The sequence below is a fragment of the Brevundimonas sp. FV2ps16 genome, from assembly GCF_058681075.1.
On sequence record NZ_CM178728.1, the window covers coordinates 2,080,467 to 2,106,339 of the forward strand.

Annotated in this window: 17 protein-coding genes; 9 read left to right on the top strand and 8 right to left on the bottom strand. The window is 68.0% G+C overall.

The window, feature by feature from the left end:
* Window positions 1–24 precede the first annotated feature (24 nt).
* Complete coding sequence (locus ACW170_RS10135; protein WP_492086571.1) at window positions 25–2,655, bottom strand: TSCPD domain-containing protein; 2,631 nt, start codon at window positions 2,653–2,655, stop codon at window positions 25–27.
* Window positions 2,656–2,933: 278 nt separating this feature from the next.
* Here ACW170_RS10135 and ACW170_RS10140 point away from each other — a divergent pair, with 278 nt between their 5' ends.
* From ACW170_RS10140 to ACW170_RS10170, 7 genes are all read left to right on the top strand, one after another.
* Entirely contained in the window at window positions 2,934–4,019 is a 1,086-nt protein-coding gene (locus ACW170_RS10140) for a LacI family DNA-binding transcriptional regulator (protein ID WP_492086572.1), read from the top strand.
* A 28-nt stretch (window positions 4,020–4,047) separates the two neighbouring features.
* Window positions 4,048–7,071, top strand: coding sequence for a TonB-dependent receptor (locus ACW170_RS10145; protein ID WP_492086573.1), 3,024 nt, complete (start codon window positions 4,048–4,050; stop codon window positions 7,069–7,071).
* Window positions 7,072–7,148: 77 nt separating this feature from the next.
* A complete protein-coding gene (locus tag ACW170_RS10150; RefSeq protein ID WP_492086574.1) occupies window positions 7,149–8,618 on the top strand; it encodes a glucoamylase family protein in 1,470 nt (489 codons plus the stop codon).
* Window positions 8,615–9,883: a sugar ABC transporter substrate-binding protein gene (locus ACW170_RS10155; protein WP_492086575.1), complete on the top strand. Its 1,269-nt coding sequence runs from the start codon at window positions 8,615–8,617 to the stop codon at window positions 9,881–9,883. Before ACW170_RS10150 ends, ACW170_RS10155 begins: the two co-directional genes overlap by 4 nt.
* Window positions 9,880–10,812 (top strand): carbohydrate ABC transporter permease, encoded by a 933-nt coding sequence (locus ACW170_RS10160; protein WP_492086576.1) that lies wholly within the window; start codon window positions 9,880–9,882, stop codon window positions 10,810–10,812. Before ACW170_RS10155 ends, ACW170_RS10160 begins: the two co-directional genes overlap by 4 nt.
* A complete protein-coding gene (locus ACW170_RS10165) occupies window positions 10,809–11,624 on the top strand; it encodes a carbohydrate ABC transporter permease (protein ID WP_492086577.1) in 816 nt (271 codons plus the stop codon). The genes ACW170_RS10160 and ACW170_RS10165 overlap by 4 nt, the downstream gene beginning before the upstream one ends.
* 152 nt (window positions 11,625–11,776) lie before the next feature.
* The gene (locus ACW170_RS10170) at window positions 11,777–14,980 is read left to right on the top strand and encodes a discoidin domain-containing protein (RefSeq protein ID WP_492086578.1); all 3,204 of its coding nucleotides are present in this window, start codon (window positions 11,777–11,779) and stop codon (window positions 14,978–14,980) included.
* A 148-nt stretch (window positions 14,981–15,128) separates the two neighbouring features.
* On the opposite strand, the gene topA is transcribed toward ACW170_RS10170, so the two are convergent.
* From topA to plsY, 3 genes are all read right to left on the bottom strand, one after another.
* Window positions 15,129–17,750, bottom strand: a complete 2,622-nt coding sequence (topA, locus tag ACW170_RS10175) for a type I DNA topoisomerase (RefSeq protein ID WP_492086579.1) — start codon at window positions 17,748–17,750, stop codon at window positions 15,129–15,131.
* Between the two features lie 168 nt (window positions 17,751–17,918).
* Window positions 17,919–18,989 carry a DNA-processing protein DprA gene (dprA, locus tag ACW170_RS10180; protein WP_492086580.1) on the bottom strand — a complete coding sequence of 357 codons (1,071 nt, stop codon included), beginning with the start codon at window positions 18,987–18,989 and terminating at the stop codon, window positions 17,919–17,921.
* Entirely contained in the window at window positions 18,986–19,624 is a 639-nt protein-coding gene (gene plsY, locus ACW170_RS10185; protein ID WP_492086581.1) for a glycerol-3-phosphate 1-O-acyltransferase PlsY, read from the bottom strand. The genes dprA and plsY overlap by 4 nt, the downstream gene beginning before the upstream one ends.
* A gap of 127 nt (window positions 19,625–19,751) precedes the next feature.
* Between plsY and ACW170_RS10190 the strand changes: the two genes are divergently transcribed.
* Together ACW170_RS10190 and ubiM are read left to right on the top strand one after the other, a co-directional pair.
* Window positions 19,752–20,684, top strand: a complete 933-nt coding sequence (locus ACW170_RS10190) for a glycerophosphodiester phosphodiesterase family protein (protein ID WP_492086582.1) — start codon at window positions 19,752–19,754, stop codon at window positions 20,682–20,684.
* Between the two features lie 69 nt (window positions 20,685–20,753).
* Window positions 20,754–21,935 carry a 5-demethoxyubiquinol-8 5-hydroxylase UbiM gene (ubiM, locus tag ACW170_RS10195; protein ID WP_492086583.1) on the top strand — a complete coding sequence of 394 codons (1,182 nt, stop codon included), beginning with the start codon at window positions 20,754–20,756 and terminating at the stop codon, window positions 21,933–21,935.
* A gap of 188 nt (window positions 21,936–22,123) precedes the next feature.
* Here ubiM and pyrC read toward each other — a convergent pair whose 3' ends face one another.
* The 4 genes from pyrC to ruvX are packed head-to-tail and all read right to left on the bottom strand — an operon-like array spanning window position 22,124 to window position 25,827.
* Complete coding sequence (pyrC, locus tag ACW170_RS10200) at window positions 22,124–23,395, bottom strand: dihydroorotase (RefSeq protein ID WP_492086584.1); 1,272 nt, start codon at window positions 23,393–23,395, stop codon at window positions 22,124–22,126.
* On the bottom strand, window positions 23,395–24,375 hold the full coding sequence (locus tag ACW170_RS10205; protein ID WP_492086585.1) for an aspartate carbamoyltransferase catalytic subunit: 981 nt from the start codon (window positions 24,373–24,375) through the stop codon (window positions 23,395–23,397). Before ACW170_RS10205 ends, pyrC begins: the two co-directional genes overlap by 1 nt.
* Window positions 24,376–24,427: 52 nt before the next feature.
* The gene (locus ACW170_RS10210) at window positions 24,428–25,351 is read right to left on the bottom strand and encodes an AEC family transporter (RefSeq protein WP_492086586.1); all 924 of its coding nucleotides are present in this window, start codon (window positions 25,349–25,351) and stop codon (window positions 24,428–24,430) included.
* Window positions 25,348–25,827 (bottom strand): Holliday junction resolvase RuvX, encoded by a 480-nt coding sequence (gene ruvX, locus ACW170_RS10215; RefSeq protein WP_492086587.1) that lies wholly within the window; start codon window positions 25,825–25,827, stop codon window positions 25,348–25,350. Before ruvX ends, ACW170_RS10210 begins: the two co-directional genes overlap by 4 nt.
* Between the last annotated feature and the right edge of the window lie 46 nt (window positions 25,828–25,873).

The window sequence follows — 25,873 nt, forward strand, 5'->3', positions numbered from 1 at the left end:
GCAGCCTAGAGCCCAGCCGTTAACTTAGCCCTGATCGCCGCCGTGAACCGCGCGCGCGTCGCCGCAGGTGTCGCAGACCCAGACGCCGCCGCGATTCTGCAGGCTGAAGTCGCCGCACGACGGGCAGGCGACGGCCTCGGTATTGGCGGCCACCTTCGGCTCGGGCTCTGCTTTCTTGCCGAAGGGCAGGACCACCAGATTGTCCGGCGCGGAGCCGCGGGCGAAACCCTTCGAGATGAACCGCGCGGCGGGAACCGCCTCTCCGCCCTCCGGCTTGCCGTGGCCCAGGCCGTCGGCGTTCAACTCGTCGGGGCCGGCGTTGGCCAGTTCGTGGCGGTCCAGATAGGAGACGCCCAGCTCGCGGAAGATATAGTCCAGGATCGAGGTGGCCGAGCGGATCGAGTCATTGCCCGTCACCCGTCCGGCGGGCTCGAACCGGGTGAAGACGAAGGCGTCCACAAACTCCTCCAGCGGCACCCCGTATTGCAGGCCTATCGAGATGGCGATGGCGAAATTGTTCATCAGGCTGCGGAAGGCGGCGCCTTCCTTGTGCATGTCGATGAAGATCTCGCCCAGTTCGCCGTCGTCGTATTCGCCGGTGTGGATATAGACCTTGTGCCCGCCGACAGCCGCCTTCTGGATATAGCCCTTGCGGCGGTCGGGCAGTTTGCGGCGGGCGCGGGCCCGTTCGACGACTCGTTCGACAACCCGTTCCGGCGGCGGGACAGGCGCGGGGCGGGGGGTGTCGAAGCGCGGCGTCGCCTCCGCCTTGGGCAGGGTCAGCAAGGGACCGGCCGGAGGTGCGGCGCGGCGTAGGCGAACGGCGCGGCGTCCGTCGCCGGCGGCCAGGCTGAGCCGGCGCGCGGCCTGGGCGGCCGTGGCGCGCCAGTCCAGGATTTCGACGGCGGCGTAGGGGACGTCGCTGAATGGCTCCAGCACTTGACGCAGCGCCGCCTCGGCGCCGGCGGGGTCGGTCAGGAGCGTGGCGACGGCGGGCGGCGCCTCGGCCCAGTCGCTCAGGTCGCCGTGGCCGAAGACCCAGCGCGCGGCCTCCGCCTCGGCCTCTTCCGGCACGCCCAGCAGGTTGAGCAGCGGGCCGTCGCCGTCTTCCAGGCCCAGGACGTCGCGGATGAAGCCCGGGTCCAGCACCGGGGCGGCGAACACCGCATCGAAGCTGTCGGCGTGGGCCAAGGCCTGTTCGACGGAGGCCAGTTCGATGTCGGTGAAGCCGAAGCCGCGCAGGGCGGCGTGATCGACCCCGGGCGCTTCGACCAGGGTGCGACGGCCGAACAGCCGGCGCTCGGCGGCCTGGACGTCGCCGCCCGCGTGAGCCAGAGCGGCCGCAAGCCCGGGCGCCAGACGGCGGCCGATCAAGCCGTCCGCCGTCTGGAACACATCGACGACGGACGGGGCGCCAAGGCCCAGACGCAGCCGGGCCTCAGGATCATCGACGAACAGGCCGATGGCCGCGTGACGGCGCGGCGTTCCGGGCTTGGCCATGGTCCTGGACGCGACGGCGGCCAACGGGTCCGGGTTGGCCTTCAGGCGCGTGCGGCGCAGCCTGTCTGCATCGGCCGCCTGGCTCTTGAGCCCGTCCCACTCGGCGCAGGCGCCGCGCAGTTGCGCCAGTTCGGCGGACATCTGGCCGGCGACGGCGGCCGTCAGACCGGCGACCGCTTCGGCCCGGATGGACAGATCCCCGCCGGTCGGCGCGAGCGCTGTTGAAAGACCTTCGAGACCCAGGACGATGGAGGCGTTTTCGGACTGGAGATCCAGGGCTATGGTCCACAGACGGACCAGATCGGGCAGGCGGTCGAAGGACCCGCCGTCGAGAGCGGCGACGGCGGACAGGTCGAGCATGGCGCGGCTGACGCCGCCCTCGGCCAGGACGTCGGCCTCGCGCGGATCGAAGGTCAGGATCAGGCCGCCGTCCAGCGCCGCCTCGGCCGCCATCAGGGTCTCGGGCGCGCCGGCGGCGGTCCGGGTGCGGTCGGCCAGGGCGATCAGGGGGGCGGTTTCGTGGAAGGGGCGCAAGGCCAGGGCGGGCCTTTCGCCGTCGATGGCGCGCAAGATGTCCGCGTCGGTCGCGCCGCGACGTCGCGCGGTGGCGGCCGCCCGACCCAGGGCCGGGTTGCGCGACGGATCGGCGCAGTCGCCTTCACGCCCTTCGCAGCGGTCCACGGCGTCGGCGACGGCGCACAGGGCGTCGGCCAGGGCCTCTGCCGACTGGAGCGCCAGCCGCGCCGTCATCCGGTCGGCGCGGTGTTCGGCCAGGCGCTTGGGCGCGGCCGGGTCGGCTAAGTCGACGATCTCGGCCGCAGCCGTGGACGCCGCCGGCGAGACCAGACCCAGCTGGATTGTCGCCGCCAGTTCTGCGGCGAAGACATAGGCCTCGGCGCGATCCGCAAAGACGCCCTCGGCCAGACCACGGCCTGCCAGGCGTTCCGCCCAGGCGTCGATTCCGCCGTTCAGCCAGCCGCCGGTCGGCAGCAAAGAAGGGCTGAGGGATTCGGCCCAGTCCAGCCAGGCCTCGATCCGCGCGTCTGACCAGGCGGCCGGCGCCAAAACCTCGTGAACCGCATCGGCGCGCTCTACCGCGCGGGTGTCCATAGAGACGCGTCGGGCCTGTTCGACGAAGCCGGATTGAATGCGCATGGACAGCGTCTCCGCGAATGCTTCAGACTAGATTACGGTGTTCTGATTGAGCGCGCCACTAGATGTAGTAGTTATCAACCGCTGAATCGGCGCCCTCCCGCCAAGCCTGTCTGCTCAACCGGGGGTGCGACGTGAGCGCGCAATCCCGCCTCAATCCGAAATAATTCACACAATGCCGATTGCGGCCCGCATTGCACCTGTGTCATGTAACCGATTACATTCTTTATCGACAGACCTTCGATAAGAGGGCTGGGACGATGACGTTCAGAGAGGAACACGTGGAAATCTCCGCCCCGTCAGGCCTGAACGGACATGCGCCGGCCGCCAAGGCCGCGACCATCCGTGATGTGGCGGAACGGGCGCAGGTGTCCGTGGCCTCGGTGTCGCGGGTGCTGAACGGCTCCGACGCCATCACCGAGACCACCCGCCGTCGGGTGCTCGATGCGGTCGAACATCTCCGCTACGTCCCCCATGTCGGCGCGCGCAGCCTGTCCACCAGCCGGACCGACACAATCGGCGTCATCCTGCCGGACCTGTACGGCGAGTTCTTCTCCGAACTGATACGCGGCATGGATCTGGCCGCGCGGGCGCACGGCAAGCACCTGATCGTGTCCAGCTCCCACGGCGACACCGAAGAGACGATGGCGGCGCTGCGCTCGATGCGGGGTCGGGTGGACGGCATGATCGTGCTGTCGCCCCATCTGCGGGCCGCCAATCTGGCCGCCGACGTAGCGGGCCGGACCCCGGTTCTGGTGATGAACGGCGGCCTGGATGAGGGCGGTCGGCCTTCTATCGCGGTGGACAACCACGGCGGCGCCGTGACGGCGGTCCAGCATCTGATCTCGACCGGCCGTCGCCGCATCGCCCACATCCGGGGCGCCGCCGGCAACCTGGAAGCCGACATCCGGGCCGAGGGCTACGCCAGCGCACTGGACGGGCAGGAACCGATCATTGTCGAGGGCGACTTCACCCAGGCGGCCGGGCATCGCGCCGCGACGCAGCTTATGGCGCTCGATCAGCGCCCGGACGCGGTGTTCGCGGCCAATGACATGATGGCCCTGGGCGCCATGCTGGCCTTCCAGGAGGCAGGCGTGCGCTGCCCCGAGGACGTGGCCGTGATCGGATTCGACGACGTGCCGCTGGCGGCCCTGGTCCGGCCGACGCTGACCACGCTGAGAGTGAATATTGCGGAAATGGGTCGCCGGGGCGTCGAGCGCCTCATCGGCCTGGTCCAGGCCGGCGCCAACGCCGACCCGGACACCGCTTGTGAAATCGTTCGACCGGCTCTGGTCGTTCGTCAATCCACCGCGGCGGCCGCAACCGCCGGGTCAAACCCCGATCGTACAGCGGCGTCGCCGTCGTGAATCGGGTCCATCAGGAGGGGACTCAAGGATGATCAAGTTCAATACGCGTAGCGCGGCCCTGGCCGCTGTATCCGCCTTCGCCATTGCTGTAGGTTTCGCCGGCGCGGCGTCGGCGCAGAGCGCCACATCAACCCTCCGGGGCACGGTCTCTGACGGCCAAACCGCCGGAACCGGCACCGTCACCGCCACCGAGGTGGCGACCGGCTATGTCACCCGCGGCCGCATCGGCGAAAATGGCCAATACGTCATTCCTGGGCTTCGGCCCGGCACCTTCCGCATCCAGGTCACCACGAGCGACGGTCGGACGACTGAAGACACGGTAACGCTCGCACTGGGCCAGGTCGGCACCCTAGACCTTGACCTGACCTCGACTGGGGATGCCGCCACGAACGTCGGCGAAATCGTCGTTGTCGGTCGTCGCACCTTTAACGTCCGTACGTCGGAAGTGGGGACAAGCGTCAGCCAGCAACAGATCAATAATCTGCCCCAGATCAACCGTAACTTCCTGAACTTTGCGGCCTTGGCGCCTGGCGTCCGCGTGACGGAAGGCGACACGGAGCGCACCATCACCGCAGGCGGGCAGCCTTCCAGCGCCATCAACGTCTTTATCGACGGCCAGAACCAAAAGTCGTTGATCAACGACGGCGGCATCGCCGGTCAAGACGACAGCCGTGGGAATCCCTTCCCCCAAGCCGCTGTGCAGGAGTTCAGGGTGCTGACCCAGAACTTCAAAGCCGAGTACGAGCAGGCGTCGTCCGCCATCATCACCTCGGTCACGCGTTCGGGCACCAATGACCTGAGCGGCGACATGTTCGTCACCTATCAGGACTCCAGCTGGATCGCCCAGAACGTCTTCTCCAAGGCGCGTGGCGAAGAAAGGCCGCAGCTCGATCGTCTGCAATACGGCGGTTCTGTCGGAGGGCCGATTATTGAAGATACGCTGCACTACTTCCTTTCCTACGAGCGGAAAGAAGAGACGCGCGGGAGTTCAGTGTTCCTACGCCGCACCGAATATACGCCGCTATTTGAGGATCAGCTCGGAACTTTTGAAGGACCGTTCGAGCAAGATCTGGTCTTTGGTAAGCTGTCCTGGGCGATCAATGATCAGCAGCGGCTGGACCTGAGCGGTACGTATCGCAAAGAAGAAGATATCCGGAACTTCGGAAATGGGCCCGACGCCTTCTCGCGTGCGAACGCCATCAATGGCGAGACCCAGTCCCTTCAACTGCGACACCAGTTCCAGGGGAATGGCTTCCTGAACGAGGCATCCGTAGATTATCTGAAGTCGCAGTATAATCCCCGTGCGGTGAATTTTGATCTCTCGGGACAGCGGTATGTTTCTTACCGCGATGCGAGCGCCACAACACCGGGATTCCAGTTCCGATATGATCAGAGCGATGGAATATTCAATGCGGGCGGCGGTACGAACAATCAGGATCTGACGCAGGAAAGCCTGACGTTCAAAAATGATTTGACGTTCAATGACGTCGAGGCGTTCGGGCTTCACACCGTTAAGATGGGTGTGAAATACTCGATCCAGACGTTAAGCGTTTTCAAGCAGTTCAACCGGAACCCCCAGTTTACTTACGACGTCGACGCTAGGCCCGAAGTGGTTGGGTCGAATGCCATACCCACCGTGGTGAGTCTGAACCTGCCGGTCGATGCGACGTCTGTGGATAACAATGTCCTGGGCCTTTATATCCAGGATGACTGGCAGATCACCGACAAGCTCGAAGTGAACATGGGCCTACGTTGGGACTACGAGGACAATGCTGTAAACAACGACTGGCGTACGCCCGACGATATTCGTCGCATGTTGACCGCCATCGGCAATGCGCCTGGCTTCGACTACCCATCCTATATCAATATCGATGACTATATCTCTGACGGCGATCGTCCTGCGTTCAAGGACGCCTACCAACCGCGCTTCGGCTTCTCCTATGACTTCTTCGGCGACGAGCGGACGGTTCTGTTCGGGGGCGCAGGCCGCTACTACGACCGGATCGGCTTCAACTTCGCCTTTGACGAGCGGTTCAAGCCTTACCAGCTGTCGCGGACCATCTACTTCTCGCCGTCCGGCGGCGCCTATGGCGGTCGCACGGACACAGTCGCCTGGAATCCGAGCTACGCCACGGCGGAGGGCCTGGATTCACTGCTTGGAGGCACGGTCGGTCGCGGCGAAGTCTTCCTGATCAAGAATGACGCGCCGCCGCCGGTGACAGACCAGTTCAATCTGGGCGTTCGCCAGAAGATCGGCGACTGGCAGACGGCGCTGACCTTCTCCTACGCCAAGACCAAGAACGAGTTCGCCTGGTACCGCGCGAACCTGGATCCGGCGACCAACAGCGTGCCTGCTGCAGCCCAGCCGGCGAACCTCATTGATCCGGTCACCGGCGTGGCCTTCCCTTACAACGCCGGTGTTTTCGTCTCGAACCATGACCGCGAGCGGGAGATGCACGCGATCTATTTCACGGCGGACAAACCCTTCAACACGGCTAGCGGTTGGGGCGTCAACATCGCCTACACCTTCATGGACGCCACACAGAACGGCAGCCGCGATCAGGGGTTGGGCAACTTCGACTTCGATTATCCCTGGACCAGCTATTCTCCGACGTTCACGACGCCGGGTGTCGAACGCCACCGTCTGGTTATGTCCGGTACGGTCGCCCTTCCGCTGGACTTCCAGCTGTCGTCGATCATCACCCTGGGGTCGGGTCTGCCGTACACCCGGAACAACGTCGGGAATGGCGCCAAGCCGGACTGGTTCTCGGCCTATCCCGAGAAACACGCCTTCATCATTCCCGCTTGGGAATGGGCCTATCGTCAGGTCGACCTGCGGCTGGCGAAATCGTTCGAGATTTTCGGAGGCCAAGAGATCGAGTTCACGGCTGACGCGATCAACGTGTTCAACTTCAAGAACTATTCCGGCTTTAATCAGACCTACCGGACATCCAACACAGGCGAGGCGCCGCTGAATCCGACCTTCGGTCAGCCTACCGCCCAGTTCCTGCCGACCCGCAGCTTCCAGGTCGGTCTGCGCTACGCCTTCTAACTCCCCCTGAGCCTGGGCCGCCTTCCGCTTGCGCGGGAGGCGGCCTTCTTCTTGATACAGACCCAGTGAGCGTGCCCATGAACCGCCGAAACTTCCTGATGCGAACCACGGCCGGGGCTGCGGCCCTGGCGGTCTGCGGCATGGTCGCGGACCAGGCGGCGGCGCAGCAGGCGGTGACGGGCGCAGTCAACGGGACCGAACGCCGACCCCTGCGGCTGGACCGCGAGATCAACGAGCTTCAGGAACGCACCTTCCGCTGGTTCGAAAAGGTCACGGATCGGCGCACCGGCCTGACGCCCGATCGCTGGCCCAGTCCGTCCTTCTGCTCCATCGCCGCGGTCGGCTTCGCCCTGACCTGCTGGCCCATCGGCGTCGAGCGCCGCTGGATGAGCCGGGACGAGGCGCGCGAACGCACCCTGACCACCGTCCGCTATTTCTACAGCCTGCCCCAGGGACCGGAGCCGACCGGCACGGCGGGGCACAAGGGCTTCTTCTATCATTTCCTCGATATGGAGACCGGTCATCGCTACCGGACCAACGAGCTGTCGACCGTGGACACGGCCCTGCTGATGGCCGGCATGCTGTTCGCCGCCCGCTATTTCGACAGCGATCACCCGGACGAGGTCGAGATCCGCAGCCGGGTCCAGGCCCTGTACGAGCGGATCGAATGGGACTGGGCCGTCGTGCGCGACAACCGGATCACCATGGGCTGGCATCCCGAGAGCGGCTTCATCCCCTCGGACTGGCACGTCTATAACGAGGGCATGCTGGTGCTGCTGCTGGCCATCGGCAGCCCGACCCATCCGGTCTCGGTCAATGTCTGGCACGAATGGGCCGCCAGCTATGACGAGAGCTGGACCGACCGCTGGGGCAGCTGGCACCTGAATTTCGCGCCGATCTTCGGCCACCAGTACAGCCATATGTACGTCGACTTCCGCGGCATCCAGGACGCCTGGATGCGGGGCCAGTCGGCCCAGATGGGCGAGTATCTGGACTATTTCGAAAACAGCCGCCGCGCCGTCTACGCCCAGCAGAAATACGCCCACGATAATCCGGGCCAGTGGGTCGGCTATTCGTCCGAGACCTGGGGCCTGACGGCCTGCGACGGGCCGGGCGATTTCAAGCAGACGATCAACGGGGTCGAGCGCGAGTTCTTCAGCTATTCGGCGCGCGGCCCCGGCGACCGGGACGACGGCACCATCGCCCCGACGGCGGCGGCAAGCTCCATCGCCTTCGCGCCCGAGATCGTCGTGCCCTGCATCAAGGCGATGAAGAGCCGGTTCGGCGCGGGCATCTATACCGAGTGGGGCTTCCTCGACAGCTTCAACCCGACCCTGACCCAGCGCGACGGGCCCTTGCAGCACGGCAAGATCATTGACGGTGTGGGCTGGGTCGCCGACGACTATCTGGGCATCGACCAGGGTCCCATCGTCGGCATGACCGAGAACCATCGCTCCGACTTCATCTGGCGCTACATGCGCGGCGAGCCGCACATCCGTAAGGCCCTGGAGACAGCGGGCTTCACCGGCGGCTGGCTCAACGCATGACCTCTGGCCCGCACAGGCGGGGCGCCCTGGCGCTGCTGGCGGGCTGGGCGGCGGCGGCCTGCACGCCGCGTCGTGACGGCGAGACGGTGCTGCGCTTCTGGGCCATGGGCAATGAGGGCGGGACGGTGGGCCAGTTCATGCCCGAGTTCGAGCGCCGCAACCCCGGCGTCCGCGTCGCGGTCCAGCCCCTGCCTTGGACGGCGGCGCACGAGAAACTGCTCACCGCCTACGCCGGCGATTCCCTGCCGGACGTCAGCCAGATCGGCAACACCTGGGTGTCGGAACTGACCGCGATCGGCGCCCTGTCGCCGACCCCGCCGGCGGCCGCCGATCTGCTGACCGATCAGTTCGAGGCGGTGCTGGAGACCAACGAGGTGGCCGGCCGGGCCATGACCACGCCCTGGTATGTGGACACGCGCCTGCTGTTCTACCGCACGGACCTGCTGGCGCGCGCCGGCTTCGACGCGCCGCCCCAGAACTGGGCCGAATGGAAGCGGGCCATGCACGGGGTCAAGCGGGCGGCGGGCGGCGACAATTACGCCATCCTGCTTCCGTTGAACGAGTTCGAGCAGCTTCTGACCTTCGGCCTTCAGACCGAGGAGCCCTTGCTGCGTGACCGCAATACGCGCGGCAACTTCTCCAACCCCGGCTTCATCTCGGCCCTGGCCTTCTATCGCAGCCTGTTCGCCGAGGGCCTGGCGCCCCTGGCATCGGCGGCGCAGATCTCCAACGTCTGGACCGAGTTCGCGCGCGGCTATTTCAGCTTCTACTTCTCCGGCCCGTGGAGCGTGGGCGACTTCCGTTCGCGCCTGCCGGCGTCGTTCCAGCCGAACTGGGCCACGGCCGGCGTGCCGGGGCCGACTGGTCTGGGCGCCTCGGCGCCGGGCGGGTCGAGCCTGGCGGTGTTCAAGTCCTCGCCGCATCAGGAGGCGGCCTGGGCCCTGGTGCGCTATCTGTCCGAACCCGCCGTCCAGGCCCGGTTCAACACCATCGTCGGCGACCTGCCGGCGCGCCAGAGCGCCTGGGACATCGCCCAGGTCGAGCGCGACCCTATGCTGGCGCCTTTCCGGGGCCAGCTGGAACGCGCCAAGGCCGTGCCCAAGGTTCCGGAATGGGAACGGATCGTGACGGAGATGCAGATCGTCGCCGAACGGATGGTGCGCGGCGAATATACGCCCGAGACTGCGGCGGCGGAGATCGACCGTCGGGCGGACCGACTGCTGGAGAAGCGCCGCTGGATGATGGAACAGGGCAGGGCCGTATGACCGTCGCCGATCCCGCAATATCTGCCGTCCGACGTTCACGTGGCCTCGCAGCCCGCGAACGCGCCGCCTGGGGCTTCGTCGCCCCGGCGATGATCGCCATCGGCCTGTTCTTCGCCCTTCCGGTGATCGCGGCCCTGCTGCTCAGCCTGACCGACTTCGACATCTACGCCCTGGCGAACCTCGACAATCTACGCTTCGTCGGTCTGCAGAACTACGAGCGGCTGATGACCAATCCGCTGTTCTGGGGGGCGATGAAGAACACCCTGACCTTCGCCGTCCTGGGCGTGCCCCTGTCCATCGCCGCGTCCCTGGCGGCGGCGGTGATCCTGAATGCGCGGGTGGTGAAGTGGCGGCCGATCTGGCGGGTCATGTTCTTCGCCCCCTATGTCACCACCCTGGTCGCTACCGCCGTGGTGTGGCGCTATCTGCTGCACACCCGCTACGGCGTCATCAACTGGGGGCTGGAGAGCATCGGCCTGCCCGCCGTCGACTGGCTGGGCCAGCCCTCGACCTCAATCCCCGCCATCCTGATGTTCGTGGTCTGGAAGATCTTCGGCTACAATATGCTGATCTTCCTGGCGGTGCTTCAGACCGTGCCGGACGACCTGTACGAGGCCGCCCGCATCGACGGCGCCGGGCCGTGGAAACAGTTCCGCCATGTCACCCTGCCGGCCATTGCGCCGACCATGCTGCTGGTCTCGATCATCTCGGTCGCCAGCTTCTTCCAGCTGTTCGCCGAACCCTATGTGATGACCCAAGGCGGCCCGGCCCAGAGCACGGTGACAGTGCTCTACTTCATGTACGAAGAGGGCTTCAAATGGTGGAACCTGGGCTCCGCCAGCGCGGTCGCCTTCGTCCTGTTCCTGTGCATTCTGGCCATCACCCTGGTGCAGCTGGCCGTGGCCAAGCGGGTGGGGGCGTATCAGTGAAACTCCGCGCCATCTTCCTCAACCTCGCCGTCGCCCTGATCGCCCTCATCGTCCTGTTCCCGCTGGTCTGGATGGCGTCGGTCAGCTTCATGCCCACCGGCGAAGCGGCGACCTTCCCGCCGCCGCTGGTCCCGTCGCGCTGGACGCTGGAGCATTATCAGGACCTGTTCCTGAACCAGGGCATGGGCCGCTATCTGTGGAACAGTTTCGGCCTGGCGACCCTGGCGACGATCCTGGCGCTCAGCTTCACCGTCCCGGCCGGCTACGCCTTCGCCAAGCTGAAGTTCACCGGGCGTGAGCGGCTGTTCCAGCTGCTGGTCGCCGCCCTGGTGGTGCCGGCCCAGATCGGCACCCTGCCGCTGTTCCTGATGCTGAAGGGGATGGGGCTGGTGAACACCTATGCCGGGGCGCTGGTGCCGTGGCTGGCCTCGATCTTCGGCCTGTTCCTGGTGCGCCAGTATGCGCTGAGCATTCCCGACGAGATGCTGGAGGCCGCTCGCATCGACGGCGCGAGCGAAGGCCAGATCTTCCGCCGCATCGTCCTGCCGACGCTGCAGCCGATCATCGTCACCCTGGGCCTGTTCGTCTTCCTGGGCAGCTGGAACGACTTCCTGTGGCCGCTGATCATCCTGACGGACCAGTCGAACTACACCCTCCCGGTCGCCCTGGCGGCCCTGTCGCGCGAACATGTGCAGGACATCGAGCTGATGATGGCCGGCGCCGTCGTCACGGTGGCGCCCGTCCTCATCCTCTTCCTCGCCCTGCAACGCTACTACATCCGCGGCATGCTCGCGGGCAGCGTGAAGGGGTGATCCGTGTAGCCCTCTACTGCCGTCATCCTGGGCCTTGTGCCTAGGATCCATAGACTCCGTCGAGGACGGGACGCACGCCTTCGACACCGGGCGTATGGATACTCGGGACAAGCCCGAGGATGACGGCAACAGAGGAAATTGGAGTAATCCGAATGCGTATCCTGACCTCCGCCCTCGCGCTCAGCGCCGCCCTGATGGCCGCCCCCGCCGTCGCCCAGGACACTCGCGTTCTCGACAGCATGGACGACGCCTCGCGGTGGCAGGCGGGCGCCTCGACCGACGTCCACGCCGCCGTCTCCGCCTTGGCGGGGCATGACGGTCGGGCCGTCCGGCTCGACTACGACTTCGACGGCAAGGCCGGCTATGCGGTGCTCAGCCGGCCCCTGCCGTTCGACCTGCCCGACAACTACGAGATTAGCTTCTGGGTGCGCGGCGCCGGGCCGGTCAACACCTTCGAGGTCAAGCTGACCGACGCCTCAGCCGAGAACGTCTGGTGGAAACAGACCGCCCGCTACGACTTCCCCGACGGCTGGACGAAGTTCGTGATCAAACGCCGCCAGGTGTCCAAGGCCTGGGGCCCCAGCCCGGAGACGGTGCTGCGCCGCGCCGAACGGGTCGAGTTCGTCGTGGTGGCGGCCGAGGGCGGCAAGGGCGCCGTCGAGATCGATCAACTGAGCCTTCGCGCCCTGCCGGTCGATCCCGCCGTGCCGCCGCAGCCGGTCGCCGCCGACGGCCGACCGCAGACGACCGCCGCCAACGCCGTCGATCTGGACCCGAAGACGGCCTGGACCCCGCCGGTGGGCGAACCGTCGGCCCTGACCCTGGACCTGGGATACGAGCGCGAGTTCGGCGGCCTGACTCTGCGCTGGGGCGAGCGGGGGGCGGCGGCGGACTATCGGATCTCGGCCTCGACCGACGGGCGCGACTGGCGGGACCTGGCGACAATTCAGGGCGGGAACGGCGGCGTCGACTGGCTGCGAACGCCGGAGGCCACGGCGCGGTGGCTGCGGCTGGAGCCGCTGAACCCGGTCCCCGCGTCGGACGTTGTCGGATCCTCCGGCGCCGGCCAGCGGCTGGGCGCGGGGCAGGCGACAACCTATGCGTTGGACGAGATCGAGGTCGAACCCCTGGCGTTCGGCGAGGACGCCACGGCCTTCGTGGAGGCGGTGGCCAAGGAGAGCCGGCGCGGCCTCTATCCACGCGGCTTTTTCGGGGAACAGCCCTACTGGACCCTGGTCGGCCTCGACGGCGGTGGCGAAAGCGGCCTGATCGGCGAGGACGGCGCCATCGAACTGCGCCGCGCCGGCCCCAGCATCGAACCCTTCGTCGTCGACAACGGGCGGCTGATCACCTGGGCTGACGTCAATATCGAACAGGGGCTGAGGGACGACGACCTGCCCATGCCGTCCGTGACCTGGACCGCCGACGACTGGACGCTGAAGATCACCAGCTTCGCCGACGGCGCGCCGGACCAGGCGCGTCTGTGGGGCCGCTATGACCTGACCAACACCTCGAACCGGCCGCGCAGCCTGACCCTGGCCCTGACGGCGCGACCGTTCCAGGTGAATGGACCCGTGCAGTTCCTGGCCATTCCCGGCGGCGTGGCGCCGGTCGAGCGGATCGCCTGGGACGGCGCGAGCCTGACGCTGAACGACGACGTCCGGGTCCAGCCCCTGACCGCGCCGGACGCCGTGGCGGCCTCCAGCTTCGACGCAGGAGCTGATCCTCAATCATTGATTTTGCCGACTGCGCGACGGCCCGCGGGCGAGCCGGTCGCCGTCTCCGACGCCACGGACCTGCCGGCCGGCGCCCTGCTGTACGAGGTGACGCTTCAGCCCGGCGAGACACGCACCTTCGGCTTCCTGTCGCCGCTGGCGGGCGATCCGCCGCAGTCCGGGCAGAGCCTCGCCGCCCTGGATCAGGCCGAGCAGGCGCTGGCCGCCGAATGGCGCGAGAAGCTGGACCGGGTGGACCTGACCCTGCCGCCCGCCGCCCAGCGGATCGAGGACGCGTTGAAGTCGTCGCTGGCCCATATGCTGATGTCGCGTCAGGGGCCGATCCTCCAGCCCGGCACCCGCAGCTACAACCGCTCCTGGATCCGCGACGGCGCCATGATGGCCGAGGGGCTGAACCGGCTGGGCATGGCCGAGCACTCCGCCGACTATCTGCGCTGGTACGCCCCCTATGTCTTCGACAACGGCAAGGTCCCTTGCTGCGTCGATGCGCGGGGCGCCGATCCGGTGCCCGAGAACGACAGCCACGGCGAGTTCGTCTTCCTGGCCGCCGAGACCTATCGCTACACCGGCGACGAGGCCCTGCTGCGCCAGGTCTGGCCACAGGTGCAGAAGGCCATCGCCTATATGGACGAGCTGCGCGCCTCCACCCGCACCGCCGCCTTCCAGACGTCGGACCAGCGCCACCTGTACGGCCTGCTGCCGCCGACGATCAGCCACGAGGGCTATTCGGATAAGGCGGCCTATTCCTACTGGGACGATTTCTGGGGCCTGCTGGGCTACAAGGACGCGGTCTTCATCGCCCAGACCCTGGGCGACGCCGAGGCCGCCGCTCGCTACGCCGCCGCACGCGATCAGTTCGCCGCCGACATCCGCGCCTCCATCGTCGCGACGGCTGAACATCACGACATCGACTGGATCGCCGGCGCCGCCGACCGCGGCGATTTCGACGCCACCTCGACCACCATCGCCCTGTCGCCGCCGGGCGAGCAGGGTAATCTCCCGCCGGAACTTATGGCGCGAACCTTCGATCTTTATTGGGAAAACTTCCAGAACCGCCTGACCAATCGCACTGCGTGGAAGGACTATACCCCCTACGAATGGCGGCTGGTCGGCGCCTATGTGCGGCTGGGTCAGAAGGACCGGGCGTTGGCGGTGCTGGACTTCCTGATGGCCGACCGCCGGCCCGAGGCCTGGAACGGCTGGGCCGAGGTGGTGGGGCGCGACAAGCGCGAGCCGCGCTTCATCGGCGACATGCCGCACGCCTGGATCAGTTCCGACTATATCCGCTCGGCCCTGGACCTGTTCGCCTACGAACGCGACCGCGACCACGCCCTGGTGCTGGCGGCAGGCGTGCCTGAGATCTGGCTGGATACGAAGGAGGGCGTGGGGGTGAAGGATCTGCGCACCGCCTATGGGGCGCTGACCTACGCCTATCGCAAACAGGGGGCGGCCTACGTGCTGACCCTGGGCCAAGGGGCGACGCCGCCGGGCGGCTATGTGCTGCAATGGCCGGCGGGGGAGGGGCGGCCTGAGCGGGTCCGCATCGACGGGCGGGCCGCGCAATGGTCCGGCGACGAGCTGGCGATCCCAGTGGGCGCGCGGCGGATCACCCTCAACTGATCCTTCTCCCCTTGCGGGAGAAGGTGGCCCGTAGGGCCGGATGAGGGGTTGCTCCGTCGTCAATGGAAAAGGGCCGGTCATGCACTGACCGACCCCTCATCCGACCTCGCTGCGCTCGGCCACCTTCTCCCGCAAGGGGAGAAGGAAGTCAGTCTTCCGCCTTGGCCTTCTTCGCCGGCGCCTTCTTGGCCGCCGGCTTCTTCGCAGCCGCAGCCTTCTTGGGCGCAGCCGCCTTCTTGGCCGCCGGAGCCTTCTTCTTCGGCGCGGAGCCAGCCTTGGCGGCGAGCAGGGGCAGGGCGTCTTCCAGGGTTAGGTCTTCGGGCGCCGTGCCCTTGGGCAGGGTGGCGTTGATCTTGCCCGACTTGACGTAGGGACCGAAGCGGCCGGCCATGACGTGGATCGGCTCGCCCGTCTCCGGGTGGGCGCCCAGGTCCTTCAGCGGGGCGGTGGCGGCGCCGCGACCCGGACGACCGGCGCGCTTCTCGGCCAGCAGGGCGACGGCGCGGTTCAGACCGACCTCGAACACCTCGTCGATGTCCGAGACATTGGCATAGGTGCCGGCGTGCAGGACGAAGGGTCCGTAACGGCCCAGCCCCGCCGTGATCATCTTGCCGTCCTCAGGGTGAACCCCGACCTCGCGCGGCAGGGCCAGCAGGCGCAGGGCCTGGTCAAGCGTCAGCGAGGCGGGCGACCAGCCCTTGGGCAGGGACGAGCGTTTGGGCTTGTCGCCCTCGGGCGGCGTGATTTCGACATAGGGTCCGAAACGCCCAATCTTCAGCTGCACCGGCTGGCCGGTCTCGGGATCCATGCCCAGTTCGCGATCGCCGCTTTCCGCCGAACCGTCTTCAGCCGACGGGCTGGCGACGGGGCGGGTGTATTTGCAGTCTGGGTACCGTTCGCAGCCGATGAAGGCGCCGAACCGGCTGGTCTTCAGGCTGAGCTGGCCCTGGTGGCACAGCGGGCATTCGCGCGGGTCGGACCCGTCTTCCTTGGCCGGGAAGATATGGGCGCCCAGCGACTCGTTCAGGGCGTCCAGAATAGCCGTGGTGCGCAGTTCGCCGGCGGCCTGGGTCGCGGCGTGGAAGTCCGACCAGAACTCACGCAGCAGCACCTTCCAGTCCAGCTGACCGGCGGACACCTCGTCCAGACGCGTCTCCAGGGCGGCGGTGAAGTCGTATTCGACCCATTTCCGGAAGAATTGCTCCAGGAAGGCCGTGACCAGCCGTCCCTTGTCCTCGGGATAGAAGCGGTTCTTGTCCACCCGCACATATTCGCGGTCCCGCAGGGTCGACAGGGTCGAGGCGTAGGTCGACGGCCGGCCGATGCCCAGCTCTTCCAGCTTCTTGACCAGGGTGGCTTCCGAATAGCGCGGGGGCGGTTCGGTGAAATGCTGGTCGGTGCGGATGGCGTCGACCTTGGCCTTGGCGCCTTCCTTCAGCGCGGGCAGGCGGCTGGTGTCGTCGCCCTCGTCCTCTTCCGCGCCCTTCTGTTTCTCGTCGCGGCCTTCCTCATAGACGGCCAGGAAGCCGTCGAAGGTCACCACCTGGCCGGTGGCGCGCAGGCCGGTCAGACCGTCCGAGGTTTCGATATCGACCGTGGTGCGGTCCATGCGGGCCGCCTCCATCTGCGAGGCGACCATCCGCTTCCAGATCAGCTCGTACAGACGCTGAAGATCGGATTCGAGGCGCAGGCTGTCGGGATGACGGGCGATGTTCGTCGGCCGGATCGCTTCGTGCGCTTCCTGAGCATTCTTGGCCTTGGTCTTGTAATAGCGTGGTTCCTGCGGAACGAAGGCCGGGCCGAACTCCTTGCCGATGACCTCGCGCGCCTGGGCGATGCCCTCGGGCGTGGTCTGGACGCCGTCGGTCCGCATATAGGTGATCAGGCCGCCGGTCTCGTCGACGCCCTCATACAGTTTCTGCGCCGCCTGCATGGTGCGCTGGGCCGAAAAGCCCAGTTTGCGCGAGGCTTCCTGTTGCAGGGTCGAGGTGGTGAAGGGCGGGGCCGGGTTGCGGCGGACGGGCTTCTTCTCGACCGAGTTGATGGTGAAGTCGCCGGCGTCGATGGCCGCGCGGGCGGCGGCGGCGGTCGCCTCGTCCTTGATGTCCAGTCGCTGGACCCGCTTGCCCTCATGCTTGACCAGGCGGGCGGTGAAGGGCGGGCTGTCGGCGTTCAGGTCGGCCTCGATGGACCAGTATTCCTGCGCCTTGAACTTCTCGATCTCCATCTCGCGATCGACGACGATGCGCAGGGCGACGGACTGAACCCGCCCGGCCGAGCGCGCGCCCGGCAGCTTGCGCCACAGGACGGGCGACAGGGTGAAACCGACCAGATAGTCCAGGGCGCGGCGGGCCAGATAGGCCTCGACCAGCTCCATGTCGATCTGACGCGGATTGGCCATGGCTTCCAGCACGGCGGATTTGGTGATGGCGTTGAAGGTGACGCGCTCGACGTGCGTGTCCTTCAGCGCCTTCTTCTTGTTCAGCACTTCGAGCACGTGCCAGCTGATGGCTTCCCCTTCGCGGTCGGGGTCGGTCGCCAGTATGACGCGGTCGGCGCGCTTGGCGGCCTCGGCGATTTCGGACAGCCGCTTGGCGCCCTTGGCGTCGGCCTCCCAGTGCATGGAGAAGTCGTCGTCGGGCAGGACCGATCCATCCTTCGACGGCAGGTCGCGGACGTGGCCGTAGGACGCCAGAACCTCGTAGCCGGAGCCGAGGTATTTATTGATGGTCTTGGCCTTTGCGGGGCTCTCGACGATAACGAGGTTCATGCGTGTTCGGTCTCGGGAAGGGGCGCGAACGTGGTTGGAGCGGAGCCATGTGTCAATGCACCGGCCGCCGGACGCCCGTAAACTAGCCCGTCATCTGGGAGTGGGATCAGGCGCTGACTATCACGGATTGAACGCGAGTCCGGAAGAGACTTCACTATATCGACGCCACTATATCGACGCGAGGCCGCCCGGCAGCAGCTCCGCACGGCCCGCCAGGCTCAGCTCCAGCAGGGCGGCGGCCACCTGGCCCATGGGGGCGTTCAGGGCGCGGGCGATCTCGTCGCGCGGCGTCGGGGTGGGTGAGAGCAGGGCGGCGACCCGGTCCAGGAAGCCGTCGTCCACCTCGTCATAGTCGATCGGCTGCGACGGCGGCGCCCGCAGGGTGCGCAGGGTGTTGAAGGCGCGCTCGATATCCTCGATCCCCTCGCACAGAATCGCGCCCTGACGCAGCAGTTCGTTGGGGCCCTTGGCGCGCGGGTCCAGCGGCGAGCCCGGCACGGCGAAGACGTCGCGCCCCTGTTCGGCCGCAAGGCGGGCGGTGATCAGCGAGCCCGACTTGATCTCGGCCTCGACCACCACGACGCCGCGCGACAGGCCGGAGATGATGCGGTTGCGCCGAGGGAAGTCGCGCGCCTGGGCGCGGGCGCCGATGGGGCTTTCGGACACGACGCAGCCCTGATCGATCAGCCGGTCGTAGAGGTCGACGTGTTCGGGCGGATAGACGTCGTCCACCCCGCCGCCCAGCACAGCGACAGTCCCGCTCGCCAGGGCGCCTTCATGCGCGGCGGCGTCGATGCCCCGCGCCATGCCCGAGACGACCACATGGCCGGCCTGACCCAGTTGCAGCGCCAGGCCGCGCGCGATCCGCTGGCCGCCGGCCGAGGCGATCCGGGCGCCGACGATGGCGACGCTGGGCGCGTTCAGCAGTTCGACCCGACCCCGGGTCCACAGGATCGGCGGGGGCGGATCCAGCGCCGCCAGCACCTCGGGATAGTCGGGATCGCCCAGCACCAGCAGGCGCGCGCCGACCCGCTCGCCGTCGGCCAGTTCGCGCTCAATGCTTGCGACGGGCGGGGGAATGGAGGCCGCGCCGGACTTGCGGACCAGGTCGGGCAGGACCTCCAGCACGCGAACGGCCGAGCCGTAGCGGTCCAGCAGCTGGGAAAAGGCGACGGGACCGATGCGGTCGGTGCGGGCGAGCCGCAGCCGGGCGAACCGTTCGTCCGCCGACAGGCTCACGCCTTCTTGGCCCCGATGCGCGGTTCCTCGCCCTTCAGCAGCCGGGCGATGTTCTCGTGGTGGCGCACCCAGATCAGCACGGCGGCGAAGACGGTCAGGGCGAGGATCGGCATTTCCACCGGCAGGCCGACGGCGGCGAGCGGCAGCAGGGCCAGAAGCGGGGCGGTCGCCGACGAGATCAGGGCCGCCAGCGACGAATAGCGGAAGACGAAGGCGCTGATCAGCCAGACCGCGCCGGCCATCAGGCCCAGGGGCCAGGCGGCGGCCAGCAGCAGACCATAGAAGGTGGCCACGCCCTTGCCGCCCTTGAACTTCAGCCAGACGGGAAACAGGTGGCCCAAGAAGGCCGCGCCGCCGGCGATGGCGCCCGCGACCTCGCTGTCGAACAGCGCCCGCGCGATCAGCAGGGCGACGGCGCCCTTGCCGGCGTCCAGCAGCAGGGTGGCCAGGGCCAGGTCCTTGCGCCCGGTGCGCAGCACATTGGTCGCACCGATATTGCCAGAGCCGATATTGCGCACGTCGCCGGCGCCGGCGGCGCGGGTGATCACGACGCCGAACGGAATCGAGCCGAGCAGATAGCCGCCCAGCGCAACCAGCGCCAAGGTCCCGATCGCGGGGCCCACCAGATCCTGCACGTTGATTCTCTCCCCACGGAATGCTGTGGCAAAATGCGTCGGCGCGCCTTGCGGAGCAAGGGCGATCCGACCTCTTGACCCAATGATTGCCGCAGGGTCAGGTCCGCCCGCCCTGCCGGAGTGCGCCATGACCCGAATCCCCACCGCCGCCGCCCTGATTTTGCTGATTTCCACCTCGGCTTGCGTCGGCGCCTCGCCGTCTCGCCCGACGGCGACAGCCGGGCCGGCCATGGCCGCCTATTTCGACTGTGTCCGAGACGGCGGCGTGGCCATTTCGGCGCACCGGGCGGTCTCGGCCCCGGACCAGCCCGAGAATTCCATCGCCGCTATCATGGCGACGGGCCGCGCCATTCCGGGCGCCATCCTCGAGCTGGACGCCGTCCTGACCAAGGACGGCCATCTGGTGCTGATGCACGACGAGACCATGGACCGGACCACGACCGGCCAGGGCCGCGTCGCCGACCTGACCCTGGCCCAGGTCAAGGCTACGCGTCTGAAAGCCTCGAACGGCGCCCTGACCGACGCCGCGCCCCCGACCCTGGCCGAGGCTCTGGACGCCGCCGGGCGTGTCGGCGCCATCGCCAGTCTGGACCTTAAACCGGCCGACGGCGGGACCACGGTCGATCTGGCGCGCGCCGTGATCGACCAGGTGCGCCGCTCGGGCGCCGCCAACCGGGTCATTCTGATCACCTATAATGACGCCGACGCCCGCGCCGTCGCGGCCCTGGCGCCGGAGATGATGATTTCCGCCGGTCTGAACGGCGTCGAAGATCTGGACGGGCTGAACGCGTCGCAGATCCTGGCCTGGACCGGCACGCGCGAGGAAAGGCCCGCCCTGTGGTCGGCCCTGCGTCAGGCGGGCGTCGAGGTCCAGTTCGGCACCCTGGGCGCCGAGGGCCGCCGCCGCGACGACCGCTACGCCGCCGACGGCGACGTCTCGGAATATCGCGACCTGTTCCGCCAGGGCGTCACCGTGATCGCCACCGACACGCCTCTGGCGGTCCAGTCGGTGCTGGGCGCCGAGGTGGCCAAGGCCGCAACCTGCCGCCGCCCGCGCTGACGCGACGATTTGCGCTCGATCAAGGAGCGGACGAACCGGCTAGGGCAGGAGGAAGATCAGGAGTTCAGCATGCGCGATGATCTGATGTTCGACGTGGCCGTGGTCGGGGCCGGACCGGCGGGCCTGGCCTTCACCCGGTCCCTGGCCGGAACCGGGCTGACGATCGCCGTGATCGAGGGCCAGGACGAGGATGCTCTACGCGATCCGGCCTTCGACGGCCGCGAGATCGCCCTGACCCACAACTCCATCCGCCTGTTGAAATCCCTCGGCGCCTGGGACCGGATTCCGGCCGAGGACATCTCGGATCTGCGCGAGGCGCGGGTGCTGGACGGCGGCTCGCCCTTCGCCCTGACCTTCGACGCCGGCGGCGCCGACCGGCTGGGCGTCCTGATCCCCAACCACCTGATCCGCCGCACCCTGTTCGAAGTCGTGGAAGGCCAGCCGGGCGTGACCCTGATGGCCGGGCGACGGGTGTCGAGCTGTACTGTCCAGGGCGCCGCCCCGCGCGGCCGGGTCGTGCTGGACGACGGCGCGACGGTCCGGGCGAAGCTGATCGTGGCGGCGGATTCCCGCTTCTCCGGCGTGCGCGACCAACTGGGCGTCGGCGTCGAGATGAACCGTTTGGGCCGGTCGATGATGGTCTGCCGGATGCGTCACGATCAGGCGCACGGCCATGTCGCCACCGAATGGTTCGACCACCGTCAGACCGTCGCCCTGCTGCCGGTCGCGGATCCGCAGGAACGCGTCTCCTCCGTCGTTCTCACCCTGGCCGCCCCCGCCATCGCCGACCTGATGCGTCTGTCGCCCGACGCCTTCGCGGTCGAGATGGAACGGCGGCTGAAGGGCCGGCTGACCGGGCTGGAATTGGTCAGCGAACGCTGCGCCTATCCCCTGGCCACCACCTGGAGCCGCCGGTTCGCGGGCGAGGGTTTCGCCCTGATCGGCGACGCCGCCGTGGGCATGCATCCGGTCACCGCCCACGGCTTCAACCTGGGTCTGCGCGGACAGGATACCTTGGCCAAGCAGGTGAAGTCGGCGCGGGGCGGGGACATCGGCTCGGAACGCCTGCTGGCCCGTTATGAACGCGACCACCGCCTTGCCAGCTGGCCCCTGTACCAGGGCACCAACGCCCTGGTCCGCCTGTTCACCCAGGAAACGCCCCCGGCCCGTCTCGCGCGCGGCGCCGCCCTGCGCGCCGGCCAGGCGACGGCGCCGTTCAAACGGGTGGTGAAGCGGATGCTGACGGCGTGATTTCTTCTCCCTTCTCCCGTGGGGAGAAGGTGCCCCGCAGGGCCGGATGAGGGACCGGCGGTGGGCCAACTCGCACCACCTGACCCCTCACCCTTTGGCTGCTTCGCGCCGCCCTCCGGGTCGCGCCAGGACGATCGCTACGCTCTCGTGCGCTCAAGCCCTCTCCCGACGGGAGAGGGAAGGGTGGGTCAGAAAACCTTCCGGCCGCCCACCCAGGTCCCGATCACCTTGCCCTGCAGCCGTCGCCCGTCGAACGGCGAGTTCTTGGACTTCGAGCGCAGCTTGTCCGCATCGACGATCACCGGCGCGCCGGGATCGAACAGGACCAGGTCGGCGGGCGCGCCTTCGGCCAGCACCCCGGCGTCGAGGCCCAGCAGGGCCGCCGGTCCCTGGGTCAGGGGCCGCAGCACGTCCAGCAGGTCCAGCCCGTCCTCGTGGTGCAGGGTCAGTGCGGCGGGCAGCAGGGTCTCCAGACCCACGGCGCCGGGCGCGGCCTCGGCGAAGGGGCGGCGCTTGTCCTCGGCGGGGGCGGGGGCGTGGGCCGAGGTGATGACGTCGATCAGGCCTTCGCGCACGGCCTCGATCAGGGCCTGGCGATCCGCCTCGGAGCGCAGCGGCGGGTCCAGCCGGTAGAAGGTGCGATAATCGCCGATGTCCACCTCGTTGAAGCACAGGTGGTTGATCGAGACGCTGACGGCGACCTCCAGCCCCTTGGCGCGGGCCCGCGCCAGGGTCTCCAGCGCGCCTTCGGTCGAGATCTGATCGACCAGGAACCGGGCGCCCGTCTGTTCGACCAGGGCCAGGTCGCGTTCCAGCCCGATGCGCTCGGCGATGGCCGGGCTGCCGGACAGGCCCAGACGCGTGGCCAGTTCGCCGGACGCCGCCACGGCCCCCTCGGTCAGCCAGGGATCAGACGGACGACACGCGATCAGGGCGTTGAACGCGGCGGCGTAGCTCATCACCCGTTGCAGGGTGCGGCTGTTGACGATGACCTTGTCGCCGTCGGTGAAATACAAGGCGCCGGCTTCGTCCATCAGGCCGATCTCGGCCATCCGCTGGCCGTCCAGGGCCTTGGTCGCGGCGCCGGCGGCGCGGACATTGACCAGGTTCAGGGCCGCGCCGCGCCGCTGGATGAAGTCGATCATCGCCGGATCATCGACGGCGGGGTCGGTGTCGGGCTGGACGACGATCGTGGTCACGCCCCCGGCTGCGGCGGCCAGACTGGCGGACTTCAGCGTCTCCTTGGGCTCGGCCCCCGGTTCGCCGGTCTTGACCCGGATATCGATCAGGCCAGGCGCGAGGCACAGGCCGTCTGCGTCGATCACCTGGTCGGCGTCGATCGGCGTTGCGCCGTGGACGACGCGAACGATGTGGCCGTCCGCGATCAGCACGCCGCCGGGGCCGTCATAGTCGGTGGCGGGATCCAGCAGGCGGGCGTTGATGATTGCGACGGTGGTCATCACTTGTCCCCCCAACGGGCGGAGAGGGAGGCCAGCACGGCCATGCGGGCGGCGACGCCCATCTCGACCTGATCCTGGATCAGGGAGACGTCCAGGTCGTCGGCCACGTCGGAATCGATCTCGACGCCCCGGTTCATCGGCCCAGGGTGCATGACCCGGGCGCCGGGCTTGGCCCAGGCCAGCTTTTCGCGGTCCAGGCCCCAGAAGCGGAAATATTCGCGGGTCGAGGGCACCAGGGCGCCGGCCATACGCTCCAGCTGAAGCCGCAGCATCATCACCACGTCGCAGCCGGCCAGCCCCTCGCGCATGTCGTGGAACACCTCGCAGCCCCAGCGGTCGGCGTCGCCGGGCACCAGGGTCGGCGGCCCGATCAGGCGCACCCGCGCCCCCATCATCTGCAACAGGGCGACGTTCGACCGCGCCACGCGGCTGTGGGTGATGTCGCCGCAGATCGCGACCGTCAGGCTGGTTACGTCGCCAAAGGCGCGCCGCATGGACAACAGGTCCAGCAGGGCCTGGGTCGGGTGTTCGTGGCGGCCGTCCCCGGCGTTGACGACGGCGCAGCCGACCTTCTGGCTCAGCAGCTCCGCCGCGCCCGAGGCCGAGTGGCGGATGACCAGAATGTCCGGCTTCATCGCGTTCAGCGTCACCGCTGTGTCGATCAGGGTCTCGCCCTTCTTCACCGAGGACGAGCCGACCGGCATGGTCACCACATCGGCGCCCAGCCGCTTGGCCGCGATCTCGAACGAGGAACTGGTGCGGGTCGAGTTCTCGAAGAACAGGTTCACGACCGTGCGCCCGTGCAGCAGGTCGAGCGCCTTGGACGACTGGCGATTGAAGTCGACGAAGGCGTCGCCGAGATCCAGCAACTGCGGCGTGACGAAGGGGTTCAGGTCCGAGGCGGCCAGGAAATGGGCCTTGGGGAACGGGACCAGCCGGTCGCGAATGGTCTGGTCGGTGACGTCGTGGGGGTGGGTCATCGAGACGCGCCTATAGGCGGGAGTCGGCGCAAACGCCAGTGTCGGGCGCGAGTCAGGTTAAGTGGAACAGCATCAGAAGGATCGGAATCACCACGGCGCTGCCGACGGTGGTCAGGGCGATGACCCCCGCGATCAGCGGCGCATCCCCGCCCATCTGACGGGCCAATATATAGGAGGCGGCCGATCCCGGCGCGGCTCCGCAGATCAGGGCGATCCCCTGGGCCAGGCTGTCGCCGCCCAGGGCCCAGGCGATGAACCACATCAGGGGCGGCATGACCCCCAGCTTGACCAGGGTCACGGCGGCGATGGTGGTGCGGCTTCGCTTGACCTCGGCAAACGAAAGCCCCGCCCCGGCGACGATCAGGCCCAGCGGCAGGGCGGCGGCGCCCAGCAGACCCAGCGCGTCCGACAGGCCGGGGATCAGGGGCACGCGCAACAGGTTCAGCGCCAGTCCGATCAGGCAGGCCAGCAGGATGGGATTGGCGAGCATCGACTTGGCCAGGCCCAGCGCCGAGGGCTCGCGTTTCAACGACCCCCATTTGGCCAGCACCGCGACACAGGCGATATTGGTGACGGGAATGATGAAGGCGATGGCGACCGCCGCCATGGCCGTGCCTTCCGAGCCATAGACCGACTGGATCACCGGCACGAAGACGAAGCTGTTCCAGCGGATCACCCCCTGGAAGACGCTGGTGTAGGCCGGCCCGTCCAGGGTGATCAGGGGCTTGGCCGCAAGGGTCGCCGCCGCCACGATCAGGGTCGCCCCCACCGCCGCCGCGCCCGCCACGGTCGCCCCGCCGCCGGCCAGGTCCGCGTGCCAGATCGCGGGGATCAGGAAGCTGGGATAGAAGATGTTGATCGACAGCTTCTCGATCGGCCGCCAGGCCTCATCGGGCAGGAAGCCGGATTTTCGCAGCCCATAACCCAGGGCGATCATCAGAAAGACCGGCAGGACGCCGGCGATCAGCCCGGTCAAACCCAGGTCGCCTGATCCCGCACCCGATCCAGCGCGCCCTGCAAGATCCAGGCGGCGGCGGTGCGGTCCACGACCTGCGCCCGGCGCTTGCGGTTCAGGTCCAGGTCCTCGATCAGGAACCGCTCGACCGCGCTGGTGGACAGCCGCTCGTCCCAGAAGGCGACGTTGATCGGCCGCAGCCGCTCCAGATTGCGGGCGAAGGCGCGGCACGACTGGGCGCGCGGCCCCTCGGTCCCGTCCATATTGGCGGGCAGGCCGATCACCAGGGCCGAGACCTTGCGATGGGCCATCAGCTTGAACAGCTGCTCGGCCTCCAGCGTGAACTTGGACTTGCGGATCAGCTCCAGCGGTGAGGCGATCAGGCGGGTGGAGTCCGACACGGCGACCCCAATGGTCTTCTCGCCCAGATCCAGCCCCATCCACGGCGTGTCGGGCGGGCAGGCGGCGGGCAGGTCGAGGAGGTCAAGAACGGGCACGGCCTGCGGTTAGGACTGGCGGGCGGGGAAGTCAAAGGCGATGAGT